At 59.2% G+C, this 20,119-nt stretch carries 17 protein-coding genes; 8 read left to right on the plus strand and 9 right to left on the minus strand.

Translation table 11 applies throughout. The annotated features are described in order from the left end of the window. Positions 1–163: 163 nt before the first annotated feature. The 5 genes from lpxC to mutT all read left to right on the plus strand — a co-directional run bounded on the left by lpxC (position 164) and on the right by mutT (position 6,951). Positions 164–1,075, plus strand: a complete 912-nt coding sequence (lpxC, locus tag Q1A48_RS05680; RefSeq protein WP_299942315.1) for a UDP-3-O-acyl-N-acetylglucosamine deacetylase — start codon at positions 164–166, stop codon at positions 1,073–1,075. Between the two features lie 143 nt (positions 1,076–1,218). Beyond that, entirely contained in the window at positions 1,219–2,154 is a 936-nt protein-coding gene (locus Q1A48_RS05685) for a M23 family metallopeptidase (RefSeq protein WP_299942317.1), read from the plus strand. A 162-nt stretch (positions 2,155–2,316) separates the two neighbouring features. Next, positions 2,317–5,076, plus strand: coding sequence for a preprotein translocase subunit SecA (gene secA, locus Q1A48_RS05690; RefSeq protein ID WP_299942319.1), 2,760 nt, complete (start codon positions 2,317–2,319; stop codon positions 5,074–5,076). Between the two features lie 222 nt (positions 5,077–5,298). Further along, a complete protein-coding gene (gene argJ / locus Q1A48_RS05695) occupies positions 5,299–6,501 on the plus strand; it encodes a bifunctional glutamate N-acetyltransferase/amino-acid acetyltransferase ArgJ (RefSeq protein ID WP_299942321.1) in 1,203 nt (400 codons plus the stop codon). Between the two features lie 9 nt (positions 6,502–6,510). Further along, positions 6,511–6,951 (plus strand): 8-oxo-dGTP diphosphatase MutT, encoded by a 441-nt coding sequence (gene mutT, locus Q1A48_RS05700; RefSeq protein ID WP_299942323.1) that lies wholly within the window; start codon positions 6,511–6,513, stop codon positions 6,949–6,951. 16 nt (positions 6,952–6,967) lie between these two features. On the opposite strand, the gene yacG is transcribed toward mutT, so the two are convergent. The 5 genes from yacG to pilB all read right to left on the minus strand — a co-directional run bounded on the left by yacG (position 6,968) and on the right by pilB (position 11,881). Further along, positions 6,968–7,183 (minus strand): DNA gyrase inhibitor YacG, encoded by a 216-nt coding sequence (gene yacG, locus Q1A48_RS05705; protein ID WP_299942325.1) that lies wholly within the window; start codon positions 7,181–7,183, stop codon positions 6,968–6,970. 48 nt (positions 7,184–7,231) lie between these two features. Further along, the gene (coaE, locus tag Q1A48_RS05710) at positions 7,232–7,834 is read right to left on the minus strand and encodes a dephospho-CoA kinase (protein WP_299942327.1); all 603 of its coding nucleotides are present in this window, start codon (positions 7,832–7,834) and stop codon (positions 7,232–7,234) included. Between the two features lie 67 nt (positions 7,835–7,901). Further along, complete coding sequence (locus tag Q1A48_RS05715; protein ID WP_299942329.1) at positions 7,902–8,774, minus strand: A24 family peptidase; 873 nt, start codon at positions 8,772–8,774, stop codon at positions 7,902–7,904. A gap of 20 nt (positions 8,775–8,794) precedes the next feature. Continuing rightward, positions 8,795–10,009, minus strand: coding sequence for a type II secretion system F family protein (locus Q1A48_RS05720; RefSeq protein ID WP_299942331.1), 1,215 nt, complete (start codon positions 10,007–10,009; stop codon positions 8,795–8,797). A 162-nt stretch (positions 10,010–10,171) separates the two neighbouring features. Beyond that, positions 10,172–11,881, minus strand: coding sequence for a type IV-A pilus assembly ATPase PilB (gene pilB, locus Q1A48_RS05725; RefSeq protein WP_299942333.1), 1,710 nt, complete (start codon positions 11,879–11,881; stop codon positions 10,172–10,174). A gap of 377 nt (positions 11,882–12,258) precedes the next feature. Between pilB and Q1A48_RS05730 the strand changes: the two genes are divergently transcribed. Both Q1A48_RS05730 and Q1A48_RS05735 read left to right on the plus strand, forming a co-directional pair. After that, entirely contained in the window at positions 12,259–12,735 is a 477-nt protein-coding gene (locus Q1A48_RS05730; RefSeq protein WP_299942335.1) for a pilin, read from the plus strand. 101 nt (positions 12,736–12,836) lie between these two features. Then, positions 12,837–14,012, plus strand: coding sequence for a serine hydrolase domain-containing protein (locus tag Q1A48_RS05735; protein WP_299942337.1), 1,176 nt, complete (start codon positions 12,837–12,839; stop codon positions 14,010–14,012). A gap of 484 nt (positions 14,013–14,496) precedes the next feature. Here the strand turns inward: Q1A48_RS05735 and Q1A48_RS05740 are convergent, their stop codons facing one another. Next, positions 14,497–15,990, minus strand: a complete 1,494-nt coding sequence (locus tag Q1A48_RS05740; protein ID WP_299942339.1) for a DNA polymerase Y family protein — start codon at positions 15,988–15,990, stop codon at positions 14,497–14,499. Positions 15,991–16,014: 24 nt separating this feature from the next. Continuing rightward, positions 16,015–16,701 carry a translesion DNA synthesis-associated protein ImuA gene (imuA, locus tag Q1A48_RS05745; RefSeq protein WP_299942340.1) on the minus strand — a complete coding sequence of 229 codons (687 nt, stop codon included), beginning with the start codon at positions 16,699–16,701 and terminating at the stop codon, positions 16,015–16,017. Positions 16,702–16,902: 201 nt separating this feature from the next. On the opposite strand from imuA, the gene dcd reads away from it, so the two are divergent. Further along, positions 16,903–17,472 (plus strand): dCTP deaminase, encoded by a 570-nt coding sequence (gene dcd / locus Q1A48_RS05750; RefSeq protein WP_299942342.1) that lies wholly within the window; start codon positions 16,903–16,905, stop codon positions 17,470–17,472. Positions 17,473–17,569: 97 nt separating this feature from the next. On the opposite strand, the gene Q1A48_RS05755 is transcribed toward dcd, so the two are convergent. Further along, positions 17,570–17,839: a hypothetical protein gene (locus tag Q1A48_RS05755; protein WP_299942344.1), complete on the minus strand. Its 270-nt coding sequence runs from the start codon at positions 17,837–17,839 to the stop codon at positions 17,570–17,572. Positions 17,840–18,353: 514 nt separating this feature from the next. Further along, positions 18,354–20,006 (minus strand): amidohydrolase, encoded by a 1,653-nt coding sequence (locus Q1A48_RS05760; RefSeq protein ID WP_299942346.1) that lies wholly within the window; start codon positions 20,004–20,006, stop codon positions 18,354–18,356. Positions 20,007–20,119: the final 113 nt, after the last annotated feature.

The following is a 20,119-nucleotide window of genomic DNA, read 5'->3' on the forward strand; positions in this document are numbered from 1 at the left end:
TATTGCGAAATGATGTGGCGCTCCAATCCTTGCTTGACCTATCCTCAAAGGGTGGCAGCGGCGTGTTGAAATGACCGCCTGCCCGGAATTGGTATTGGCGTCGCAATTATGCTAGCATCGGCCGCTTGCCGCTTGGCCCACCGACCGGGGAAAACACAGTTTCATGATCAAACAGCGCACGCTTAAGAATGCTATCCGCGCCACTGGTGTAGGTCTTCACTCTGGCAAAAAAGTGGTTCTCACGCTCAAACCCGCACCCGTAGACACTGGCATCGTGTTCCGCAGAACCGACCTGGACCCGGCGGTGGAGATTGAGGCCCGGGCAGAAAATGTGGGCGACACCCTGCTGTCCACAACGCTGGTGAAAGATGGTGTACGCATTGCGACCGTAGAGCACCTGCTCTCGGCAATGGCGGGGTTGGGCATTGACAATGCCATTGTCGAGCTGTCCGCCCAGGAAGTGCCGATTATGGATGGCAGTGCCGGTCCCTTTGTCTTCCTGATCCAGTCCGCCGGCATCCAGGAGCAGTCTGCAGCGAAAACATTCCTGCGCATCAAAAAACCGGTTACCGTTGAAGAGGGCGACAAAGTCGCCAGCTTTATGCCGTTCGATGGCTTCAAGGTGACCTTCACCATCGACTTTGATCACCCGGTATTCCAGGGGCGCAACCTGACCTCCTCGGTGGACTTTTCCAGTACCTCCTTCGTCAAGGAAGTGAGCCGCGCGCGCACTTTCGGCTTTATGCACGAAATCGAGTACCTGCGTTCCAAGGGCCTGGTGCAGGGCGGTTCCGTCGACAACGCCATTGTGATCGACCAGTACCGCATTCTGAACGAAGGTGGTTTGCGCTATGAAGACGAATTTGTGAAACACAAGATCCTGGACGCCATTGGCGATCTGTACCTGCTGGGCACCAGCCTGATCGGTGAGTTTAAGGCCTTTAAATCCGGTCATGCGCTCAACAACAAGTCCCTGCGTCACCTGATGGCGCAGGAAGATGCCTGGGAAATGGTGACCTTCGAGAGTGAGCAGGAAGCGCCCATCTCCTATGTAAAGCCGATACTGGCAGTTTGATCCTCCGGTGGGAAGCGGGCATGATAAGGTCGGCTTTTTGCTTGACGACAGCTAACACCGCCGGTGATCGGCGTGCGCTGCAGCGCCGGGGCTCCTGGCAGAAATAATCAAAATTATAGAATGTCGAATTTCCCCCGCTTGCTATGAAAATCATTCTGGTCAACGAACGCGGCGCAACCCGCAGCTTCAATTTTGGCGGCCTGAGTAAAGCGCTGCTGGGACTGTGCCTGCTCGGCCTGCCGGTGGGTGCTTTTTTACTCGGGACCAATCTTTCGGTGGTCGAGACCGATCTGTTCGATGCGCGCACCGCCAAGGCGTGGGAGCGGGCGCTGCGCAAGCAGCAGGAGGAAATCGGGGCGGCCGACCGGGTGGCGCGGGAGCAACTGGTGGCGCTGACGGTGAAACTGGCGGAGTTGCAGGCACGCCTCACCCGTCTCGATGCGCTGGGCGAGCGCCTCACCGCCGTCGCCAATCTGGATGAGGGGGAATTCCAGTTCGGCACCCCGCCGGCGCTTGGGGGTCCGGAAGACCCCCAGATAGCCGGTGCCTCCGAGCTGCCCTACCAGTCCCCCGGATTCCTCGATGTGATCGATGACCTGTCTCACCAGATAGATGACCGGCAGATGCAGCTTGAGATGCTCGAGTCCCTGATGGCGAACCTCAAGCTCGAGGATGAGCAGTTTATCGCCGGGCGCCCGATTACCAAAGGGTGGATGTCGTCCCGCTACGGCTATCGTACGGACCCCTTTAGCGGGCGCCGCACCTGGCACAAAGGGGTAGATTTTGCCGGCAAAATGGGCTCCGATGTGGTGTCCGTCGCCGCCGGTGTGGTGACCTGGGCCGATGAGCGCCACGGCTATGGCCAACTGGTGGAGATCAACCACGGCAACGGTTATTCGACCCGCTACGGCCACAACAGGGCCCTTGAGGTCGGCCTTGGCGACGTGGTGAGAAAGGGGCAGGTTATTGCCCAGATGGGTTCCAGTGGGCGCTCCACCGGCCCCCATGTACACTTCGAAATCTTCAAGAACAACCGCGCGGTCGACCCGGCCAGCTACATCCGTCGCACCGGCAGATAGCAACTACGCTTCCCATACGCGCAATCGCGGGCAACTGGCATCAGAGTTGCCAGCGCCAGCGCCTTCCTGTTTACTTGCACCCCTCGCATAAAGGCGCATCGGTGCAGCACACTGCCCAGCATTCACACCGACAGTGCAAATAAGATAAGTGGTTTCTAGACAATGATTGGCAAACTGATTAAATCGGTCTTTGGTTCTAAAAATGATCGCGAGCTGAAGCGCATGCGGCGGGTCGTGGACAAGGTCAACGCGCTGGAGGAGGGATTCCAGAAGCTCGACGACGCCGGGCTGCGCGGCAAAACAACGCAATTCCAGCGGCGCCTTGCAGACGGGGAATCACTGGACCAGCTCCTGCCGGAGGCCTTCGCCGCCGTGCGCGAAGCCAGCCGGCGCACGCTGGGCATGCGCCACTTTGACGTGCAGCTGATCGGCGGTATGACCCTGCACGAGGGGCGCATCGCAGAGATGCGTACCGGTGAGGGCAAAACCCTGGTGGCAACCCTGCCCGCCTACCTGAATGCCCTGGAGGGCAAGGGTGTGCATATTGTCACGGTGAACGACTACCTGGCCTCGCGGGATGCCAACTGGATGCGTCCGGTGTATGAGTTCCTCGGCCTGAGCCTGGGGGTGATTGTTTCCCAACAACCCCCCGAGGAAAAAAAAGCCGCCTACCAGGCGGATATTACCTACGGCACCAACAACGAGTTCGGCTTCGATTACCTGCGTGACAATATGGTGTTGCGCAAGGAGGACCGCACCCAGCGGCCACAGAATTTTGCCATCGTGGACGAGGTGGACTCCATCCTGATCGACGAGGCGCGCACACCGCTAATTATTTCCGGTGCCGCGGAGGACTCCTCCCACCTGTATACCGCCATGAACAAGCTGGTGCCGCAGTTGTCGCGCGCCGAGGAGGGCGGCGAGGGCCACTACACCGTGGACGAGAAGACCCGCCAGGTGGAATTGACCGAACAGGGGCACCTGCTGATCGAAGAGCTGCTGTCGGGTTCCGGCCTGATGAAAGCCGATGAGTCCCTCTATGCCCCCGGCAACCTGGGCCTGCTGCACCATGTCCACGCGGCGCTGCGCGCCCATGTGCTGTTCAACAAAGATGTGGACTATATCGTACAGAACGGTCAGGTTGTGCTGATTGATGAACACACCGGTCGCACCATGCCGGGCCGCCGCCTTTCCGAAGGTCTGCACCAGGCCCTGGAGGCGAAGGAAAAGGTGCAGATCCAGAGCGAGAGCCAGACGCTCGCTTCCACCACGTTTCAGAACCTGTTCCGTTTCTATCCCAAACTGGCCGGGATGACCGGTACCGCGGATACCGAGGCATTCGAGTTCCAGCAGATTTACGCACTGGATGTGGTGGTGATTCCCACCAACGTGGCTGTTTTGCGCGAAGACCGCAATGACCTGGTCTACCTGAGCAAAGAGGAGAAGCTGGAAGCCATTATTGAGGATATCAAGCACTGTCGCGAGAAGCAGGCGCCGGTCCTCGTGGGTACCGCCTCCATCGAAACCTCCGAGGAGATGTCGCGCCGGTTGCAGAGGGCGGGTATCAAGCACCAGGTTCTGAACGCCAAATACCACGAGCGCGAAGCACAGATTATCGCCCAGGCGGGCCGCCCCGGTACCGTTACTATCGCCACCAATATGGCCGGCCGCGGAACCGATATCGTGCTCGGCGGCAACTGGGAGGCCGAGATGGCAGCGCTCGGCCAGGAGCGGGGCCGGGAGCTCAGCGAAGCCGAGATTGCCGCGCTGAAGGAAGACTGGCAGAAGCGTCACGACCAGGTCATCGAAGCGGGTGGCCTGCATATTGTCGGCACTGAGCGCCACGAATCCCGCCGCATCGACAACCAGCTGCGCGGTCGCGCCGGCCGCCAGGGCGATCCCGGTGCAACCCGCTTCTACCTCTCCCTCGAAGACAACCTGATGCGCATCTTCGCCTCCGACCGGGTCAAGAACTTTATGCAGATGCTGGGTATGGAGCGCGGCGAAGCCATTGAGCACCGCATGGTCTCCAATGCCATCGAAAAGGCCCAGCGTCGCGTCGAGGGGCGCAATTTCGATATCCGCAAGCAGTTGCTGGAATACGACGATGTCGCCAATGACCAACGCCAGGTGATCTACGGCCAGCGCAATGAGCTGCTGGAAGCGGACAGGATCAGCGATACCATTACCGCCATACGCTCGGATGTGGTGAACGAAATGATTTCCGCCTCGGTGCCGCCGCAAAGTGTGGAAGAGCAGTGGGATATCCCCGCGCTGGAGCAGCAGCTGGCCGGTGAACTGGGTATCGAGCTGCCGGTACAGCAGTGGCTGGATGCGGACCGCACCCTGCATGAGGAGAGCCTGCGCGAGAAGATCGTCAGTGCGGCCCAGGAGGCTTATACGGGCAAAGTGGCGCGGATCGGTGAATCCTCCGGCGATGCCAACCTGATGGCCACCATAGAGCGGCAGATTATGCTGCAGGTGCTGGACCAGCTCTGGAAGGAGCACCTCTCCAGCATGGATCACCTGCGCGCGGGTATCGGCCTGCGCGCCTACGCCAACAAGAACCCCAAACAGGAGTTCAAGCGCGAGTCCTTTCACCTGTTCCAGAGCATGCTGGAAAACCTCAAGCACGAAGTGGTGCGCATCCTCGCGCATGTGGAGCCCATGACCCGCGAGCAGATGGAAGAGATGGAGCAGCAGCGCCTGGAAGAGCAGCGCAGGCAGCAGTTGGAATTGCGCCACGCCCAGGCCTCCGCGCTGGGGGAAGGTGCGCCACAGCAACAAGCCGCCCCGCCGCAGCGCCCCCGCCCGGAGCGCCGCGGACCCAAGGTGGGCCGCAACGATCCCTGCCCCTGTGGTTCCGGTAAAAAATTCAAGCAGTGCCACGGCAAGCTGGCCTCCCCCACCCAGAGTTCCTAGCGCCGTGAAGGGATGAGGGCAGAAAGCCGGTTAAAAACCCCCGCAAATGGCGGGGGTTTTTAGGGATAGGATCAGCATAATCTGCGGATAACCTCAGAAATTCCACAGAAGTTTTCGATTGTGGCTTGCCAGCCGCCGGTATCACTTTGATAATGACGCCTTTTTATGCCCCTGCCGCCCCTCACAGGCCCTGCGCCGGGGCGGCCCTCGAGTGTGATCGCCATGTCCCAATCACTACTGCCCTCTGTGAAGGGGATTCGCCTTGCCAGCGTCCCGGCCGGTCTTCGGGACTGGCAGCGCGATGACCTGCTACTGGTCGAAATCGACCAGGGGGCCGCTGTCTCGGCAGTGTTTACCCAGAATCCCTTTTGCGCAGCGCCGGTAGTGGTGGCCAGGGAGCATCTCCTCCGGGGGCGGGTTCGCGCCCTGCTGGTGAATGCCGGCAACGCCAATGCGGCCACCGGGGCGCGCGGGCTCAGTGATGCGCGGGCCTGCTGCGCGGCCGTGGCCAAAGCCCTGGCTGTTCGCCCGGAACAGGTGTTGCCTTTCAGTACCGGCGTGATCGGCGAGCAGCTGCCGCTGCAGAAACTGCTGGACGCTATACCCCCCGCCGCCGCGCAGTTGTGCCACCGCGGCTGGGACCGCGCCGCACAAGCGATCCTGACCACCGACACCCGCGCCAAAACCGCCAGCCGCACCCTGGAGGCCAACGGTGAGCGGATCACCGTTGCCGGCATCGCCAAGGGCGCCGGCATGATTCAGCCAAATATGGCGACCATGCTCGCCTATGTCGCCACCGATGCGGCCATTGCCCGGCCCCTGCTGGATACCCTGCTGAACGAGGCGGTGGGGGCCTCCTTCAACCGCATCTGTGTGGACGGGGATACCTCCACCAACGATGCCTGTGTCCTGATTGCCACGGGCGCGGCGGGCAGGCCGGTTAAAACGCCCGGGGGTGCGGGCTATAGCGCCCTGCGCCAGGCCATCACAGAGGTCCATATCGCCCTCGCCCAGGCGATTGTGCAAGACGGGGAAGGGGCCAGCAAGTTTGTCACCCTGCAGGTGGCGGAGGCGGAGAGCCCCGAGGAGGCTCTGCGGGTGGCCTTTGCGGTGGGCCGCTCGCCACTGGTCAAAACCGCCCTCTACGCCTCGGACCCCAATTGGGGGCGGCTGGTGATGGCCATTGGCAACGGCATACAGGGCGGGCTGGATACCCGGCGGGTGCATATCACCCTGGACGGGGTGCCGGTGGTGAAGGCCGGCTGCCGCGCCCCGGATTACCGGGAGGCCCAGGGTGCGGCGGTGTTCGCCAAAGCGGCCTTTACCATCCGCATTGCATTGGGCCGCGGCCACTGCAGCGAACATATCTGGACCTGTGACTTCTCCCACGGGTATGTCACCATCAACGCCGAATATCGGTCTTAAGGAGTCAGCGTGGATGAAGCGATTCATGTCGCGGTCGGGGTAGTGGTGCGCAGCGACGGCAAAATCCTGATCGCCCGCCGCCCCCGGCACCAACATATGGGCGGCTACTGGGAGTTTCCCGGTGGCAAGGTGGAAGCGGGGGAAAGCGTACAGCAGGCTCTTTGCCGTGAGCTGCGCGAGGAGGTGGCCATCGCGGTGCGCACACTGCAGCCGCTGGTGGCGATCCGCCATGCCTACCGGGAAAAAATCGTATTGCTGGATACCTGGCAGGTCACGGCGTTTTCCGGCCAGGCCGTGGGCCGGGAGGGCCAGGCAACTGCCTGGGTGGCACTACAGGCGCTGGACCAATACCGCTTTCCCGATGCCAACCGGGGGATTATCGATGCGCTCAAAACGGCGCAACAGGGCAGTGTAGACAGCGGCCAGGGGCGGCAATCAGGCCGCTTGTGAATCCCTTGGGCTCGGGTTAGTGGTGGGGCTGGTCCGGGTTCGGCTCATCCCCCGGCATATCACCGTAGGCCGGCTCGCCCGGTATCCTGTGCCCTTCACTGGCCCATTCGCCCAGGTCGATCAGCTTGCAACGCTCGCTGCAAAACGGCCTGAAGGGAAACCGGTCGTTCCACGCGATGGGTTTTTTGCAGGAGGGGCAGTTCAGGGACGGGGTGGCTGTACGCTTGGTCATGGAGACTTGGATACCGGTAATTTGCAGGCTGGTTATTTGAATCGGTGGCTAGGGTGTGGCTGCGGCCATTTTCACATACTGGTTGTGCAGGGTTTCCACCTGGGTCTGCAGTGCCGCTAACCCGGACGAATTATCCAGCACATCGTCGGCTTTTTCCAGGCGTTGTTCCCGGCTCAGCTGCGCCGCCATCACCTTGCGGATATGCGCCCCATAACAGTTGTCCCTGGCGCTGGCGCGGGCAATCTGCAGCGGTTCGGGCAGGTCGATCACACAGACCCGGTGTACCAGTTGATCCTGGCCCGACTCTATCAGCAGGGGGGACTCCAGTATCACGTAGGGCCCCGGACTATGGGTGAGCGCGGTGATGATTTCCTCCCGGATCAACGGGTGCAGCAACTGCTCCAGCCAGGCCCGTTCGGCGGGATCGTCAAATACCCGGGTGCGCAATCCGGCCCGGTCGAGGGCGCCGTTTTCAAGCAGTATGGCGCTTCCAAAGTGCCGGGCGATCTCCGCCAGGGCGGGTTGGCCGGGCTGCACCACCACCCGCGCGGCCCAGTCCGCATCCACAACCGAGATACCCAATGCGCGAAAGCACCCGGCAGCGGCCGACTTGCCACTGCCGATACCACCGGTCAGACCAACCCTAAACAAGGCACTGTCTCCCCATGCGAAATCCGGGGGCCAGTGTACGGCAAGTTGCCGGGCCTGCCCAACGGCATCAGCGGCCGAGGCCGGCAAAGTTCAGGTACCAGCGCAGGATCTGGTCCCCCCACAGCATGGCCATCCAGCCGGCGCCCGCCAGGTAGGGGCCAAAGGCAATGGGCAGGTTGCGGTCGCGCCCCGCCACCAGGCTCCAGGTGATCCCGGCCACAGCACCCACCGCCGCCGAGAGCAGGATCACCATGGGCAGCATCTGCCAGCCAAACCAGGCCCCGATGGCGGCTAGAATCTTGAAATCCCCGGCGCCCATGCCCTCCTTGCCGGTGGCCAGCTTGAAGCCATGGAAAACCAGCCACAGGCACCCGTAGCCCGCTGCAGCCCCGATCACCGCATCCTCCAAAGGCACAAACAGGCCCTGGAGATTGACCAGCAGCCCCGCCCACAGCAGCGGCAGGGTGATACTGTCCGGCAACAACTGCTTGTCGAAGTCGATCCCGGTCAGGGCCACCAGGGCCCAGGTCAACCCACAGCCTGCCAGCGCCTGCCAGGTAAAGCCCAGCTGCCAGACCACAACAGCGGTCAGAACTCCGGTGATCAGTTCTACCAGAGGATAGCGCCCGGCGATGGCGGCACCGCAGGCGCCGCACCGGCCGCGCAGGAACAGATAGCTGATCACCGGAATGTTCTGCCAGGGTTTTATTTCTGCGCGGCAGTGGGGGCAGCAGGAGTGGGGGCGCATCAGGTTGAACGGGGTAGTGAGGGCTTTCTGCTCCGCAGTATTCAACTGGATATCAAAGTAGCGGTAACATTCCCGCTTGTAGTCCCGCTCCATCATCACGGGCAAACGGAGAATCACCACATTGAGAAAACTGCCGATCAGCAGGCCCAAAAGGAAAGCCCCGCTTAGGAGCAGTGCTATATTATTAACCAAGGTGTGTTACCTATCTATCCTTAAATTACATTTCCAAGATTGAAAATTGGTAGGTACATAGCAATCATTAGACCACCGACCAGGACGCCAAGAACCGCCATGATCATAGGTTCAAGGAGGGTGGTGAGGTTGTCAATCAAATTGTCTACGGCTTCTTCATAAAAGTCAGCGGCTTTAGAAAGCATTTCGTCTAGAGCGCCAGACTCTTCACCGATCGCTGTCATCTGAACTAGCATAACTGGGTAAAGCCCAGACTCGCGCATGGCAATGTTGAGAGGAATACCAGTGGCAACAGAATCCCTGATTTTAAGCGTTGCTTCTTCATAAATAGAATTTCCCGTTGCTCCAGCAACGGACTTAAGCGCATCAATCAGAGGGACACCGGCGGCAAATGTAGTTGACAGGGTACGGGCAAACCGAGCGGCAATAGAGTTATAAGTGATATTGCCTAATATGGGCAGCTTGAGCACAAGCCTGTCAAAAGCTTCTGCGATGCGCTTGTTGCGTTTTTTGGCTTCAATTAAGCCACCTATAAGACCAACCGCCACAAGTAAAGCAAAGAACCAGTTTGCTTGCATCCACTCGGATAAGCTTACGACTAAAAGGGTAAAGGCGGGAAGGTCGGCACCAAAACCAGAAAAGGTATCGGCAAATTGTGGGACTACTTTGATTAATAGAATTGAAGTGACAATAATTGCTACCAGAATAACAGCAATGGGGTAGGTCATTGCCTTTTTGATTTTTGCTTTCAAAGACTCAGTCTTTTCTTTATAGGTGGCGATGCGATCCAGCATTGTTTCCAGAGCGCCGGACTGCTCACCAGAAGCGACAAGATTGCAAAATAGGTTGTCAAATTGAAGTGGGTGTTTACGGAGTGCATCGGCAAAGGCGGTGCCCGAGGCCACATCGTCTCGAATTTTAAAGATCAGCTCTTTCAAGCCCTGGTTATCCAGGCCATCGGCGACGATCTCAAAGCTCTGTACCAAGGGTACCCCCGCTTTCATCATGGTGGCCAACTGGCGGGTAAACAGAGCGATATCCGCGGGCCTGACTTTTTTCTTGCCGCCGCCAAACCACGGTTGGGGTTTTTTGTGCACACGGTTGGCAATAATGCCCTGCTTGCGCAATTGCGCCTTGACCAGCGCCGGGCTGGTACCGCTGATCTCCCCCTGGACTCTGGCCCCCTTGCTATCCATGCCTTTATAGAGGTAGGCGACCGCTGTGGCATTGGCCATAAATGTTCTTCCTGCTTTTTATTTGAGTGTGGCAATCAAAATTCCGGCACAACTGTGCGGTGTAGGATTGCTCGCCTGGCGCCGGTGACCAGGGCATCCGGCTTTTTACGGTAACGTATCCAGCCCTTTGTGCGGCAGAAGGCGCAATCGGGGGGGTATAGTTTAATCCTTGGTCACCCGGTTGGCCTCCTCCAGGCTGGTAATCCCCATCGCCACCTTGCGTAAAGCCGAGGTCCTCAGATTGTTGAAGCCCTCCTCGCGGGCCTGATCGGCAATCTGAATCGAGTTGCCGCCCTCCATTATAATTCTGGAGATGCCATCGGTAATGCGAACCACTTCATACACGCCCACGCGACCCTTGTAGCCTTTGGAGCAGTGTTCGCAACCCACCGGCTGGAAGAGGGTCCAGGTGTTCTTGGGAGTGGTCACCGCGGAAAAGCCCTCCTCTGCCAGCACCTCACCGGGTAGTGTGACCGGTTTCTTGCACTCTTTACATAGCCGCCGCGCCAATCGCTGGGCGATAATCACACTCACCGAGGTGGCGATGTTAAAGGTGGGCACGCCCATATTCATCAGGCGTGTGAGGGTTTCCGGGGCCGAATTGGTGTGCAGGGTGGACAGCACCAGGTGCCCGGTCTGCGCAGCCTTGATGGCGATCTCGGCGGTTTCCAGATCGCGGATCTCCCCCACCATCACGATATCCGGGTCCTGGCGCAAAAAGGAGCGCAGGGCTTCGGCAAAGTCCAGCCCCACCTTGGCGGCGACATTTACCTGGTTGACCCCTTCCAGGTTGATTTCCACCGGGTCTTCCGCCGTGGAGATATTGCGCTCCGGGGTGTTGAGAATATTGAGCCCGGTATAGAGGGACACGGTCTTGCCGGAACCCGTGGGGCCGGTCACCAGAATCATGCCCTGGGGCTGGGCCAGGGCATCCATATACAGTTGCTTTTGATCCTCTTCATAGCCCAGGGCATCAATACCCAGTTGGGCGGAAGAGGGGTCCAGAATCCGCAGCACGATTTTTTCCCCCCACAGGGTGGGCAGGCTGTTGACGCGGAAATCGATGGCCTTGGTTTTCGACAGCTTCATCTTGATGCGCCCATCCTGGGGGACACGCCGCTCGGAGATATCCATTTTCGACATCACCTTCAGGCGCGCGGAGAGGCGGGGCGCCAATTGGATGGGGGGTTTGGCCACTTCGTGCAGTACGCCATCGGTGCGGAAGCGGACCCGGTAGGTTTTTTCGTAGGGCTCGAAGTGAATATCCGAGGCCCCGCTGCGGATCGCATCGAGAAGCACTTTGTTCACAAAGCGCACCACGGGGGCTTCATCACCACCGGGGGCCTCGTCGTCCCGCGCCGGTTCGTCGTTGCCCACCTCCAGGGCTTCCAGCTCCTCGTCGTCCATGCCTTCCAGGCCCGCACCCATATCGTCGCTATGGGACAGGTAACTCTCGATGGCTTTCGCCAGCTTGTCCGCCTCCACCAGCACCGCGTCGGTACTGAGGCCGGTATTGAAGTTGATCTCATCCAGCCCCGCCAGGTTGGTGGGGTCTGCCACGGCCACGAACAGGCGGTTGCCGCGCTGGTGCAGGGGCAGCGCAAAGTGCTTGGCGATGAGTTTTTCATCGACGATCTCCCTGGGGATCAGCTCGAAGTTGTAGCTGCCAAGCTCGAACAGGGGCGTGCCAAAGGCCCGGGCGGCAATCCCGGCCAGTTCGCGGGCCTTGACCAGTTTGGCCTCCACCGCATGTTGGGCAAAGGTCTGGTTTTCCCGCCGCGCCGCCTGGGTCGCGGCAGTGGCCGTGGTTGCGTCGAGAACCTGGTCTGCCACCAGGCGCTTGGCCAGGCCGCTAAGAGAAGGAGCTGTCATGGAATACACCGCCGCATACAGTTACTGAACCCCTAGCATAAAGCACACTGCTTTTTCCTATCACTGCCGTGCGGGAACGCCAGGGTTCGGGACCAATATAGCGAAAGAATCCCTGCCAGCCAAATCAACCCGAATGAATTTTCCGGCAAAAATTCAGCGCTACTTGCTTAATAGTGACAAATCTTGTCACCGACTGATGGTTTTGGTCAGCTTGTACCGACCGGGAAAAGGTGGAAAACAAGGTAAGTGATACAGATCCCATTTATGCCACAGGCCCGCCGGTTTTGCTTGCGGAAATTGGCACAATACTTGTATCTTGTTTTGTGATTTCCTCACGGGATTCACCTTAAAAACAAGTTTGTATGGAGACGGTTACAATGAAAAAGCAACAGGGTTTTACTCTTATTGAATTGATGATTGTGGTGGCGATTATCGGTATTCTCGCCGCGGTGGCCATCCCGCAGTACCAAAATTATGTGGCTAAGTCCCAGGTTAGCCGTGTTATGCAGGAGACGGCAGCTTTGAAAACAGCGATTGAAACCTGTTTACTGGAGGGGATTGTCACTGAGGCCGGTTGTGCGCTTGGTTGGACCGAAAGCAATCTGTTACTCGGTGATGGTGAATCCAGCCGGACTACTAACGTAGAGGGATTAAAAATAGCAATGGCTGGCTCTGGTATAGCCAGTATTACGGCAAATTTTGGCCAGCAAGCAGCAACTGCTTTAAGTAGTAAAAATCTGGTCTGGAGCCGTGACGCCAAAGGAGTTTGGAGCTGCAGCACCAATGTAGATCCGGACTACCGCCCCGCAAGCTGTGGTGCTGCCGCAGCGGAGGAAACTCCAACCCCCTCTTAAGTTATAAGTGCTGAGGATCTGTAGTATCGAATATTAATACTGCTGCCAGCATCTAATGAAGGGCACCTATGGTGCCCTTCTTTTTGGGGCGCCATGGTGGGATGGAAGTGTTAAAAAGAAGCTTACTGTATGGTTTGATAGTGGTTTTTGCGGGTTTGTCTACGCATTTATGGGTAGCGCACCGACTTGAAGTCAAGAGAGCTTTCTACCCGGTAGAGTCCGCAGCAGCTTATTTTACGATTACCTGCTCAGAGACGGCGCCAGAGTGGATGTATGAAGCTTTGAAGCATGCAATTTTTGAGGAGTGGGCACTTGCCAATCAGCTTGCTTATATCTCTCCCAAAGGCGCTGTGCATCACTGTGAAAGTGGCTGGCAGGGCGCACTACTATTCTCACCTAGGGTAAATAAAGACACTCGTTTTCGCTATGCAAGTATGTCCAAATTATTTGTGGTAGATAGTGTGCTGGCGCTCGTTAATAATGAGAGACTGACATTGGATGATACTTTGATGAAGTTTCTCCCTGCACTGAGTGGGGCGCAGGATCTGCGGATTGCACAGATCAAGGTGCAGCACCTCCTTACGCACTCAGCGGGTTTTGACCGCAGAAAGGGTGGCGATCCAATGTTTTCCCCTTGGCGAAAGCCATGGTGTCCCTACCAGCCCGAGAAGTTGAATAACCTTACATTGGATTTTTTACCGGGCGCAGGCTTTGCCTATTCAAACTTGGGGTACTGTTTTCTTGGTGTTGTACTGGAGCGTGTGTCGGGGCAGACCTATAAAGATCTGGTATCGGATAGCTATGCGATAGAAAAAAAACGGATACTTTTTGTTGAGGATGAGTATTATCCCGATGAGGTAGAATATGACTTTCGCAACAGTGATTTCTTCGGGAGAGAGTATACTGCAAGTTTTGATTTTTATGCCTTAGCCTCATCAGCCGGATTGAGTGGAAGTGCATCTGCACTTGCTGATGAGGTGCGCATTATGCTGTCGCGGAAGCCGTTGAATTTGCTGTCTGGATTTCCCGTCAAAAATTGTGAAATTGGGCACTTAGAAAGCTGCTTTGGGTACGGCGTGTTTGAATATCGTCCGAATAAACAGGCTTTGTCTGTATATATTCAATCAGGTCATTTATTTGGGGTGGCGGGTTCTGTGGTAATTGATGGATTTGGGGGAGTGACAGTCCGGTTGGGAAATGGGGCACCAGATGGCCCTGCAAATGATGGCATGAATACATTTCTGTATGGGGCATTAGCCGGCTATTATAAGCAATGAATGAACCCGCCAGGCGGTTGTCTTACCTCTTTCCTCCCCTCATCTGGACGGTTTAAGGGCATAGTGGTTCACTGGTTTTCGTATTGCTCAGAAATTTGATGCAGGATGGGATGGAAAGCCGGTTGGTGCATGGCTATTCCATAAGTAAGCGCAAACCGATGCCGTACCAGTCCTTTGCGGGTATCCATACTCTGAATATTTGGAAAGACTCTGGCCAAGGAAACGCTGTGAGGCTGGTTTGTCAGCTCAAGGTGCGCGGCGTGGATGGTATGGGTGTCATTTCTAATGATGAGGTTACCGATTAGGGTTTGTGAAAGGTGATGGATTTGCAGGGAGAGTCCATTGGATGAGTGTAGAGAAGCGAAGTGAAACTAATAAGCAGGCTCCAGAACTGGAAAAAACAACGATTTCCCCAAATTTGAAGATTGAGTGCGCGTGTTGGCATGATACCGTGAGTACAAGAATCAGTCTTTAAACCGCAAAGTCAAGAAAAAATTCCCTGTAAAAACCACGCCCTGGAAGTCAGATCCTGAAACACCCAGTAGAGCCCACCGTCCTTGTCTCTCGCCATATAATAGTCCCGGCTGTGATGGCCGTGTTGCCACCAGTAACCGTCGATTTTTTCTGGGCCCTGCAGCAGTTGCAATTCTCCGCGGTAAAACAGCTTGTGACCGCGGTGTGGTAATGGGCTGGGGCGGGGCAGCAGCCAGTTGGGGCGGGGAGGGTGACAAGGCGGGGGCGGTGGGCACTTTTGCGCACCATTGCCTGGCAGGGATGAGATACCGGCGCGCTGCCAGGTCTGCTCAGGCAAGCCACTTCCCGTCAGGGCAATGGTGGACAGGGCCTGGTGGCCCAGGCGGGCTTTGAGCTTGTTGAGTAGCGCCTGGCTGCCCTGGTTAAACAGTGCCTCTGCGGGTTTTTCCTCGGCCGGGGGCTCTGGCTGGCTGCACGTCAAACGCAGTGTCCGCACGGGCTCAGGCGCTGCTTGTTCCCGTTGCCGTCTGGTCAATGCCAGCAGGCGTTGGGACGCCAGCGGAGCGCGGGAGACTGCCCCGGTGTAGCTGTGACTTCTGCCCCGGCCAAAATCCCGTTGCCAGTGCAGCTGGCGGGGATAGCACTGGCGGCGCTGCAGCTGCTGGTAGAGTGCCCTGAGCAGGTGGTTGGCGGGAAACTGCAACGGCTCACTGTGTTCCGGGGGCCTGCGAAAATACAGCGCGGTAGGGTATTGGGCGGGGGGGTGGTCGCTGGAGACCGGGTCCTGCCGGCTGCCATTCAAGCGGGTGAAATACTCCACAAAAGAGCGGCCAAAGCGGGAAGTCACCTCGGACAGGGGCATGGTGCGTAACTGACGCACCTGCCTGATGCCACAGGCATAGAGTTGGGTAATGGTGTGATGGTCGCAGTCGAGCAGTTTGCTCGGGGCAGTACCGATCCACTGTTGCCACTGCTGTGGGCTGGGGACGGTATGGGCTTGCGCCAGCCAACGCCGGTGCGCCGGCAACTGGCTGAGCAGGCGTGCGGCACTGGGGCTCTGGCCGAGGCCCATAAACCCGCTGAGGCTCATCTGCGCCAGTGTCTGTTGCACCTGATCCAGCAGGGCCCTGAGCCCGCCGTTGGTCTTCAGGCTGCCGCTCAATTCCAACAGCAGGCAGGCCGGGCGGCTGTCCCCGTCCCGTATCGGGCCTGCGGCCTGGGCGGAGACCAGCGGGGTAAAGCGGTAGCTCCAGCGGGCCAGTTGCGCCAACTGCTGTTGCTCCTGTGCCCGGTCCCGTTGCAGCAGATGAAGACCCCTATTGCGCGCGCGCGCCGTGGCGCTACTGAGCCCGACCGCCACACCGCGCTCTGCGGCGGGGCGGTTGCGGGCAACAATCCGCTGCTGTTCAACCACCCCCAGGGCCCCGGTCTGTTTACCTGCTTTGAGGGTTCGGGTGAGGACTTCCAGGGGCAGTGTGGGCAATTGAATGCAGAGCCAGAGCATGGCAGCGTCCGCGTTTTGCCCGGCTCAGTGCAGGGGCTGGGCGCAGTGCGCCGGGTAGGCTGCGCGGGCCAAAGACAGGCGCCGGCCACTGGCACCACCGGGCTGTTGCAGCCGTTCCAGCACCAGCTGCGCGCCATTGCTGTGCAATTGCAGGCGCAGGCTGGCGGGGGAGGGGCTGAGGGATTCGGTGTGGGGGCGAAAATGAAAGTGCAGACAGTTTCCCCTCTGGGCGGCCAGTTGCAGGCGCTGCAGGTGTTTGTTCGTGAAGGTGTGGTGGCCCTGCCAGCTGACCAGGGCCGCGCAACTGCCGGAGCAGAGGGATTGCTCGATCGCCCAGCGGGTGTTTTGCGGCCCGCGGGGATGCACGAGCCACAGTTTGTCCAGCGCAATGCCGCTGCGGGCGAGGGCGGGGGCAAAGGGGGCCCAGGGCGGGTTGACCAGCAGTACCTGCCCGCCGCACCGGGTGAGCCTGGCGAGGGTGGGCAGCAGCAGGGAGAATTCACCAATCCCGGCTCCCTTGGGCAGCAGTTCGGTGCTGGCGCCGCGGGGCCAGCCGCGCTGTGGCAGCAGGGCATCCAGGCTGGCGTAGCCGGTCGGGATGCCGGAGCATTCGCGCCCCCCGGCGGTCGGCGGGCTGGCTGTGTCAATGCGCCGGTATTCCGGCCGCTTGTCCGGGTCGCGGTCCTGCTGTAGATTTATCGTGCTGCCCAAGTCTCCCTCCCCCAATCCCGACCCCCGGCTCGATCAGGGGGTGGTTTGTATTTTTATACAGTGATACTGTGAATTTATACAGTACCTGGCTACTGGCCGCAAGTGTCGACAGGGAGGATCGCCACTTTTGTGCCCAGTGCAAACCCGCTATGATTCCGCCTTCTTTTACCGATTTCGGATCATTCTATTCAAGGGGGTGCAGTGAGTATCAAGTCCGACAAGTGGATTCGCCGGATGGCCGCGCAGTACGGCATGATCGAGCCTTTTGAGCGGGGCCAGGTGCGCCATGGCAAAGCGGGCGAGCGGCTGATCTCCTATGGCACTTCCAGTTACGGTTACGATGTGCGCTGTGCCGGCGAGTTCAAAATCTTTACCAATGTGCACTCCGCCACGGTGGACCCGAAGACCTTTGACGAAAACAGTTTTGTGGATGTGGAAGGGGACTACTGCGTGATCCCGCCGAATTCTTTCGCGCTGGCACGCACGGTGGAATATTTTCGTATCCCGCGCTCGGTGCTCACCATCTGCCTGGGCAAGTCCACCTATGCACGCTGCGGTATCATCGTCAATGTGACCCCGCTGGAGCCGGAGTGGGAAGGCCATGTCACGCTGGAATTTTCCAACACCACCAATCTGCCGGCCAAGATCTACGCCAACGAGGGTGTGGCGCAGATGCTGTTTTTCGAGTCCGACGAGGTGTGTGACGTGTCCTACGCGGACCGCGGCGGCAAGTACCAGGGCCAGCGCGGCGTTACCCTGCCGCGCACCTGATACCCTGGCTTGCGGGGTTCAGCATCTGCGATGCTGCCGCCCGCCCAGTGGAGTCCGACGCGCACAGGGTGCCGCCCCGGACTCCGGCTGCCTCAACCTAATAGCGATAGTAACGGCCGCGATAGCGGTAGTGATCCCTGCGCTTTCTCTCCCGGTCGTAGAGGTAGCCGGCACCGGCACCGATCACAGCACCTGCGGCGGTGCCACCGGGGCGTCCGCCACTGATCAGTGCCCCTGATACGGCACCGATGCCGACCCCGGTACCGATACGGCGGTCCGTATCGCTCATATTGGCACAGCCCTGGCCCCCGAGGCCCGCAGCCAATACCGCGGCCAGGCTGAGATGTTTGATGGCTTTGCGTCGCATAGACACCTCTGTCATAGGTTGGTGGAGGGTGATGGTGTCGGCGGATAGGGCCGAACAATGTCGCAGCCAGTGTAGGGTGGGGCCATGGCAGCAACAAATTGTGCTCAATCCGGGGCCTGTTGGAGTACAAAATACGAGCCGGGCAGGGGGATTGTTCGCCGCCGCCTGTACCGGCGGATTGAAGGGATTTGGATTAGGGGTGTCGCGAGACTATTATTTGAGTGCCGAGGCGTGCTTTGCGGAGCAAAGCCCAATAAAAAGCGGGCCGTAACGGAGACTGGACTAACCCGGAAATACGCCCACAGCGGGTGACCACTGGTCTGGATGATTTCAGCGAGGTGACAGCGGGAGTAGAGCCAGTCAGCTTAAAGAGGGAGCGGTCGAAATGAATTCGGCCGCAAATTATTTTTGACCGGATGTTTTTTACTCCCACCCTGGATTTCCTTTCCCCTCTTTTCTGCATTGCTGCCCGGTTGCGGGTCTGTGCGGTCGCCGTATCACAAACGGTGCGATCTCAGTGGTCCCTGGTGTAGACCTGTTCCCCTTCCACCCAGGTTTCCAGCACCTGCGCGCGCCAGATTGCCTGTGGGTCTATGGCAAAAATATCCCGGTCCAACAGGATAAAGTCAGCAAATTTACCCGGCGTGAGGTTGCCGATCACCGTTTCCTGGTGGCTTGCATAGGCGGCGTCCAGGGTGAAAGCGCGCAGGGCCTGTTCAAGAGTCATGGCTTCCGCTGCGCGCCAGCCCCGCGCGGGTGTACCCTGGCGGTCGCGGCGGGTGACTGCGGCGTGCAGGCCGAAGAGCGGGTTGGCCGGCTCCACCGGGAAATCCGAGCCGGCGGCAATGGGGGTGCCCTGTTTCAGCAGGGTCTGCCAGGCATAGGCGCCGGTCAGGCGCGCTTCGCCGAGGCGCGCGCCGGCCATATTTTTATCGCTGGTGGCGTGTGTGGGCTGCATGGAGGCGATCAGGTTGAGACGCTGGAAGCGGGGGATATCCTTCACTTGGAGGACCTGGGCATGCTCTACGCGGTGGCGGTGGTCTTTCTGGCTGCTGGCCTTGTGCAGGGTTTCCAGGTGATTCAGCACGATATGATTGGCGCGGTCGCCAATGGCATGCACATTGACCTGAAATTGGTTATCGCTGGCGAGTTTTAGCAGCGACAGCATCTTCGTTTCCGGGTAGAGCAACAGCCCTTTCTCCTGCGGGCGGTCGTGGTAGGGTTCGAGCAGTGCGGCGCCGCGGCTGCCGAGAGCGCCATCGGCGGACAGTTTGATACTGCGCATATAGAGCCGCTCGGAGGGACTGCCGATATGCCCCGCGCGCAGATGTTTGGCGTAGTTGTGGCTGTTTACCGAAAGCATCGGGTACATCCGCAGGGGGATCGCGTTTTCCTGTGCGAGTTCGCGGTAGGCCCGCAGGGTCTGTTCGTTGATTCCGGCATCGTGCACACTGGTCAGCCCCAAAGCCAGCGCCTGCGCAAAGGCATCCTGCAGGGATTTTTTATCCTGGGCCAGGGTGGGCTTGGGGATCGCCCGCTGCAACAGACCCATGGCATTGTCGATCAGTATGCCGGTGGGCTCGCCCTTGGCGTCGCGCAGGATTTCCCCGCCCTCGGGGGCTGCGGTGTGCCGGTCGATACCGGCGAGGCGCAGCGCTTTGGAGTTGGCCCAGCCCGCGTGGCCGTCCACGCGCCGCAGCCAGATGGGCTGGTCGATGTCCAGGGTATCCAGTTGTGCGCGGGTGGGAAATTGTTTGCCGGGCCAGGTGACCTGGTTCCAGCCGCGCCCGAGCAACCACTCGCCGGGCGCCAGCTGTTTGGCATACTGCTTGATGGATACCCGTGCGCTGTCGAGGGATTGGTCGCGCAAATCCAGCATCCGGTTCAACTGGCCGAGCCCCAGCATATGTCCGTGGGCGTCGATCAGCCCGGGCAACAGGGTTTTACCCTCTGCATCGATTTTCTGCGCCTGGGGATACTGCCGCTTGAGCTGTTGGAAATCGCCGGTGGCCAGCACCCTGCCGCGGTCAAAGGCCAGGGCATCGAAGCGGACCAGGGCATGGTCCGTTGTCTGGTACCCGGAAACATTATGTATCAGCGTGGTGGCCTGGGCTCCCATGGCGGCGGTGGCAACCAGTGCGGCTGCCAGTGTGCGGAGAATCTGCATGGTGATTTGCCTCTCTGTTGGACTTTTTTGTGCGTATTGTATCTGTTTATGGGGCTGTGTGCCGCCTCTGCCCCCGGCACAGGGCGCGCGGGTTTTCCCCGGGTTTGCCGGCT

The organism is uncultured Microbulbifer sp., assembly GCF_947489355.1.
GTDB lineage: Bacteria > Pseudomonadota > Gammaproteobacteria > Pseudomonadales > Cellvibrionaceae > Microbulbifer.

Excerpts from the sequence above, each read along its gene's own strand:
- Q1A48_RS05755 (WP_299942344.1), bottom strand. The coding sequence starts at position 17,839 with ATGCGACGCAAAGCCATCAAACATCTCAGCCTGGCCGCGGTATTGGCT.
- Q1A48_RS05735 (WP_299942337.1), top strand. The coding sequence starts at position 12,837 with ATGGAAGTGTTAAAAAGAAGCTTACTGTATGGTTTGATAGTGGTTTTT.
- Q1A48_RS05760 (WP_299942346.1), bottom strand. The coding sequence starts at position 20,006 with ATGCAGATTCTCCGCACACTGGCAGCCGCACTGGTTGCCACCGCCGCC.
- lpxC (WP_299942315.1), top strand. The coding sequence starts at position 164 with ATGATCAAACAGCGCACGCTTAAGAATGCTATCCGCGCCACTGGTGTA.
- Q1A48_RS05730 (WP_299942335.1), top strand. The coding sequence starts at position 12,259 with ATGAAAAAGCAACAGGGTTTTACTCTTATTGAATTGATGATTGTGGTG.
- Q1A48_RS05740 (WP_299942339.1), bottom strand. The coding sequence starts at position 15,990 with ATGCTCTGGCTCTGCATTCAATTGCCCACACTGCCCCTGGAAGTCCTC.
- pilB (WP_299942333.1), bottom strand. The coding sequence starts at position 11,881 with ATGACAGCTCCTTCTCTTAGCGGCCTGGCCAAGCGCCTGGTGGCAGAC.
- yacG (WP_299942325.1), bottom strand. The coding sequence starts at position 7,183 with ATGACCAAGCGTACAGCCACCCCGTCCCTGAACTGCCCCTCCTGCAAA.
- secA (WP_299942319.1), top strand. The coding sequence starts at position 2,317 with ATGATTGGCAAACTGATTAAATCGGTCTTTGGTTCTAAAAATGATCGC.
- argJ (WP_299942321.1), top strand. The coding sequence starts at position 5,299 with ATGTCCCAATCACTACTGCCCTCTGTGAAGGGGATTCGCCTTGCCAGC.
- Q1A48_RS05720 (WP_299942331.1), bottom strand. The coding sequence starts at position 10,009 with ATGGCCAATGCCACAGCGGTCGCCTACCTCTATAAAGGCATGGATAGC.
- Q1A48_RS05685 (WP_299942317.1), top strand. The coding sequence starts at position 1,219 with ATGAAAATCATTCTGGTCAACGAACGCGGCGCAACCCGCAGCTTCAAT.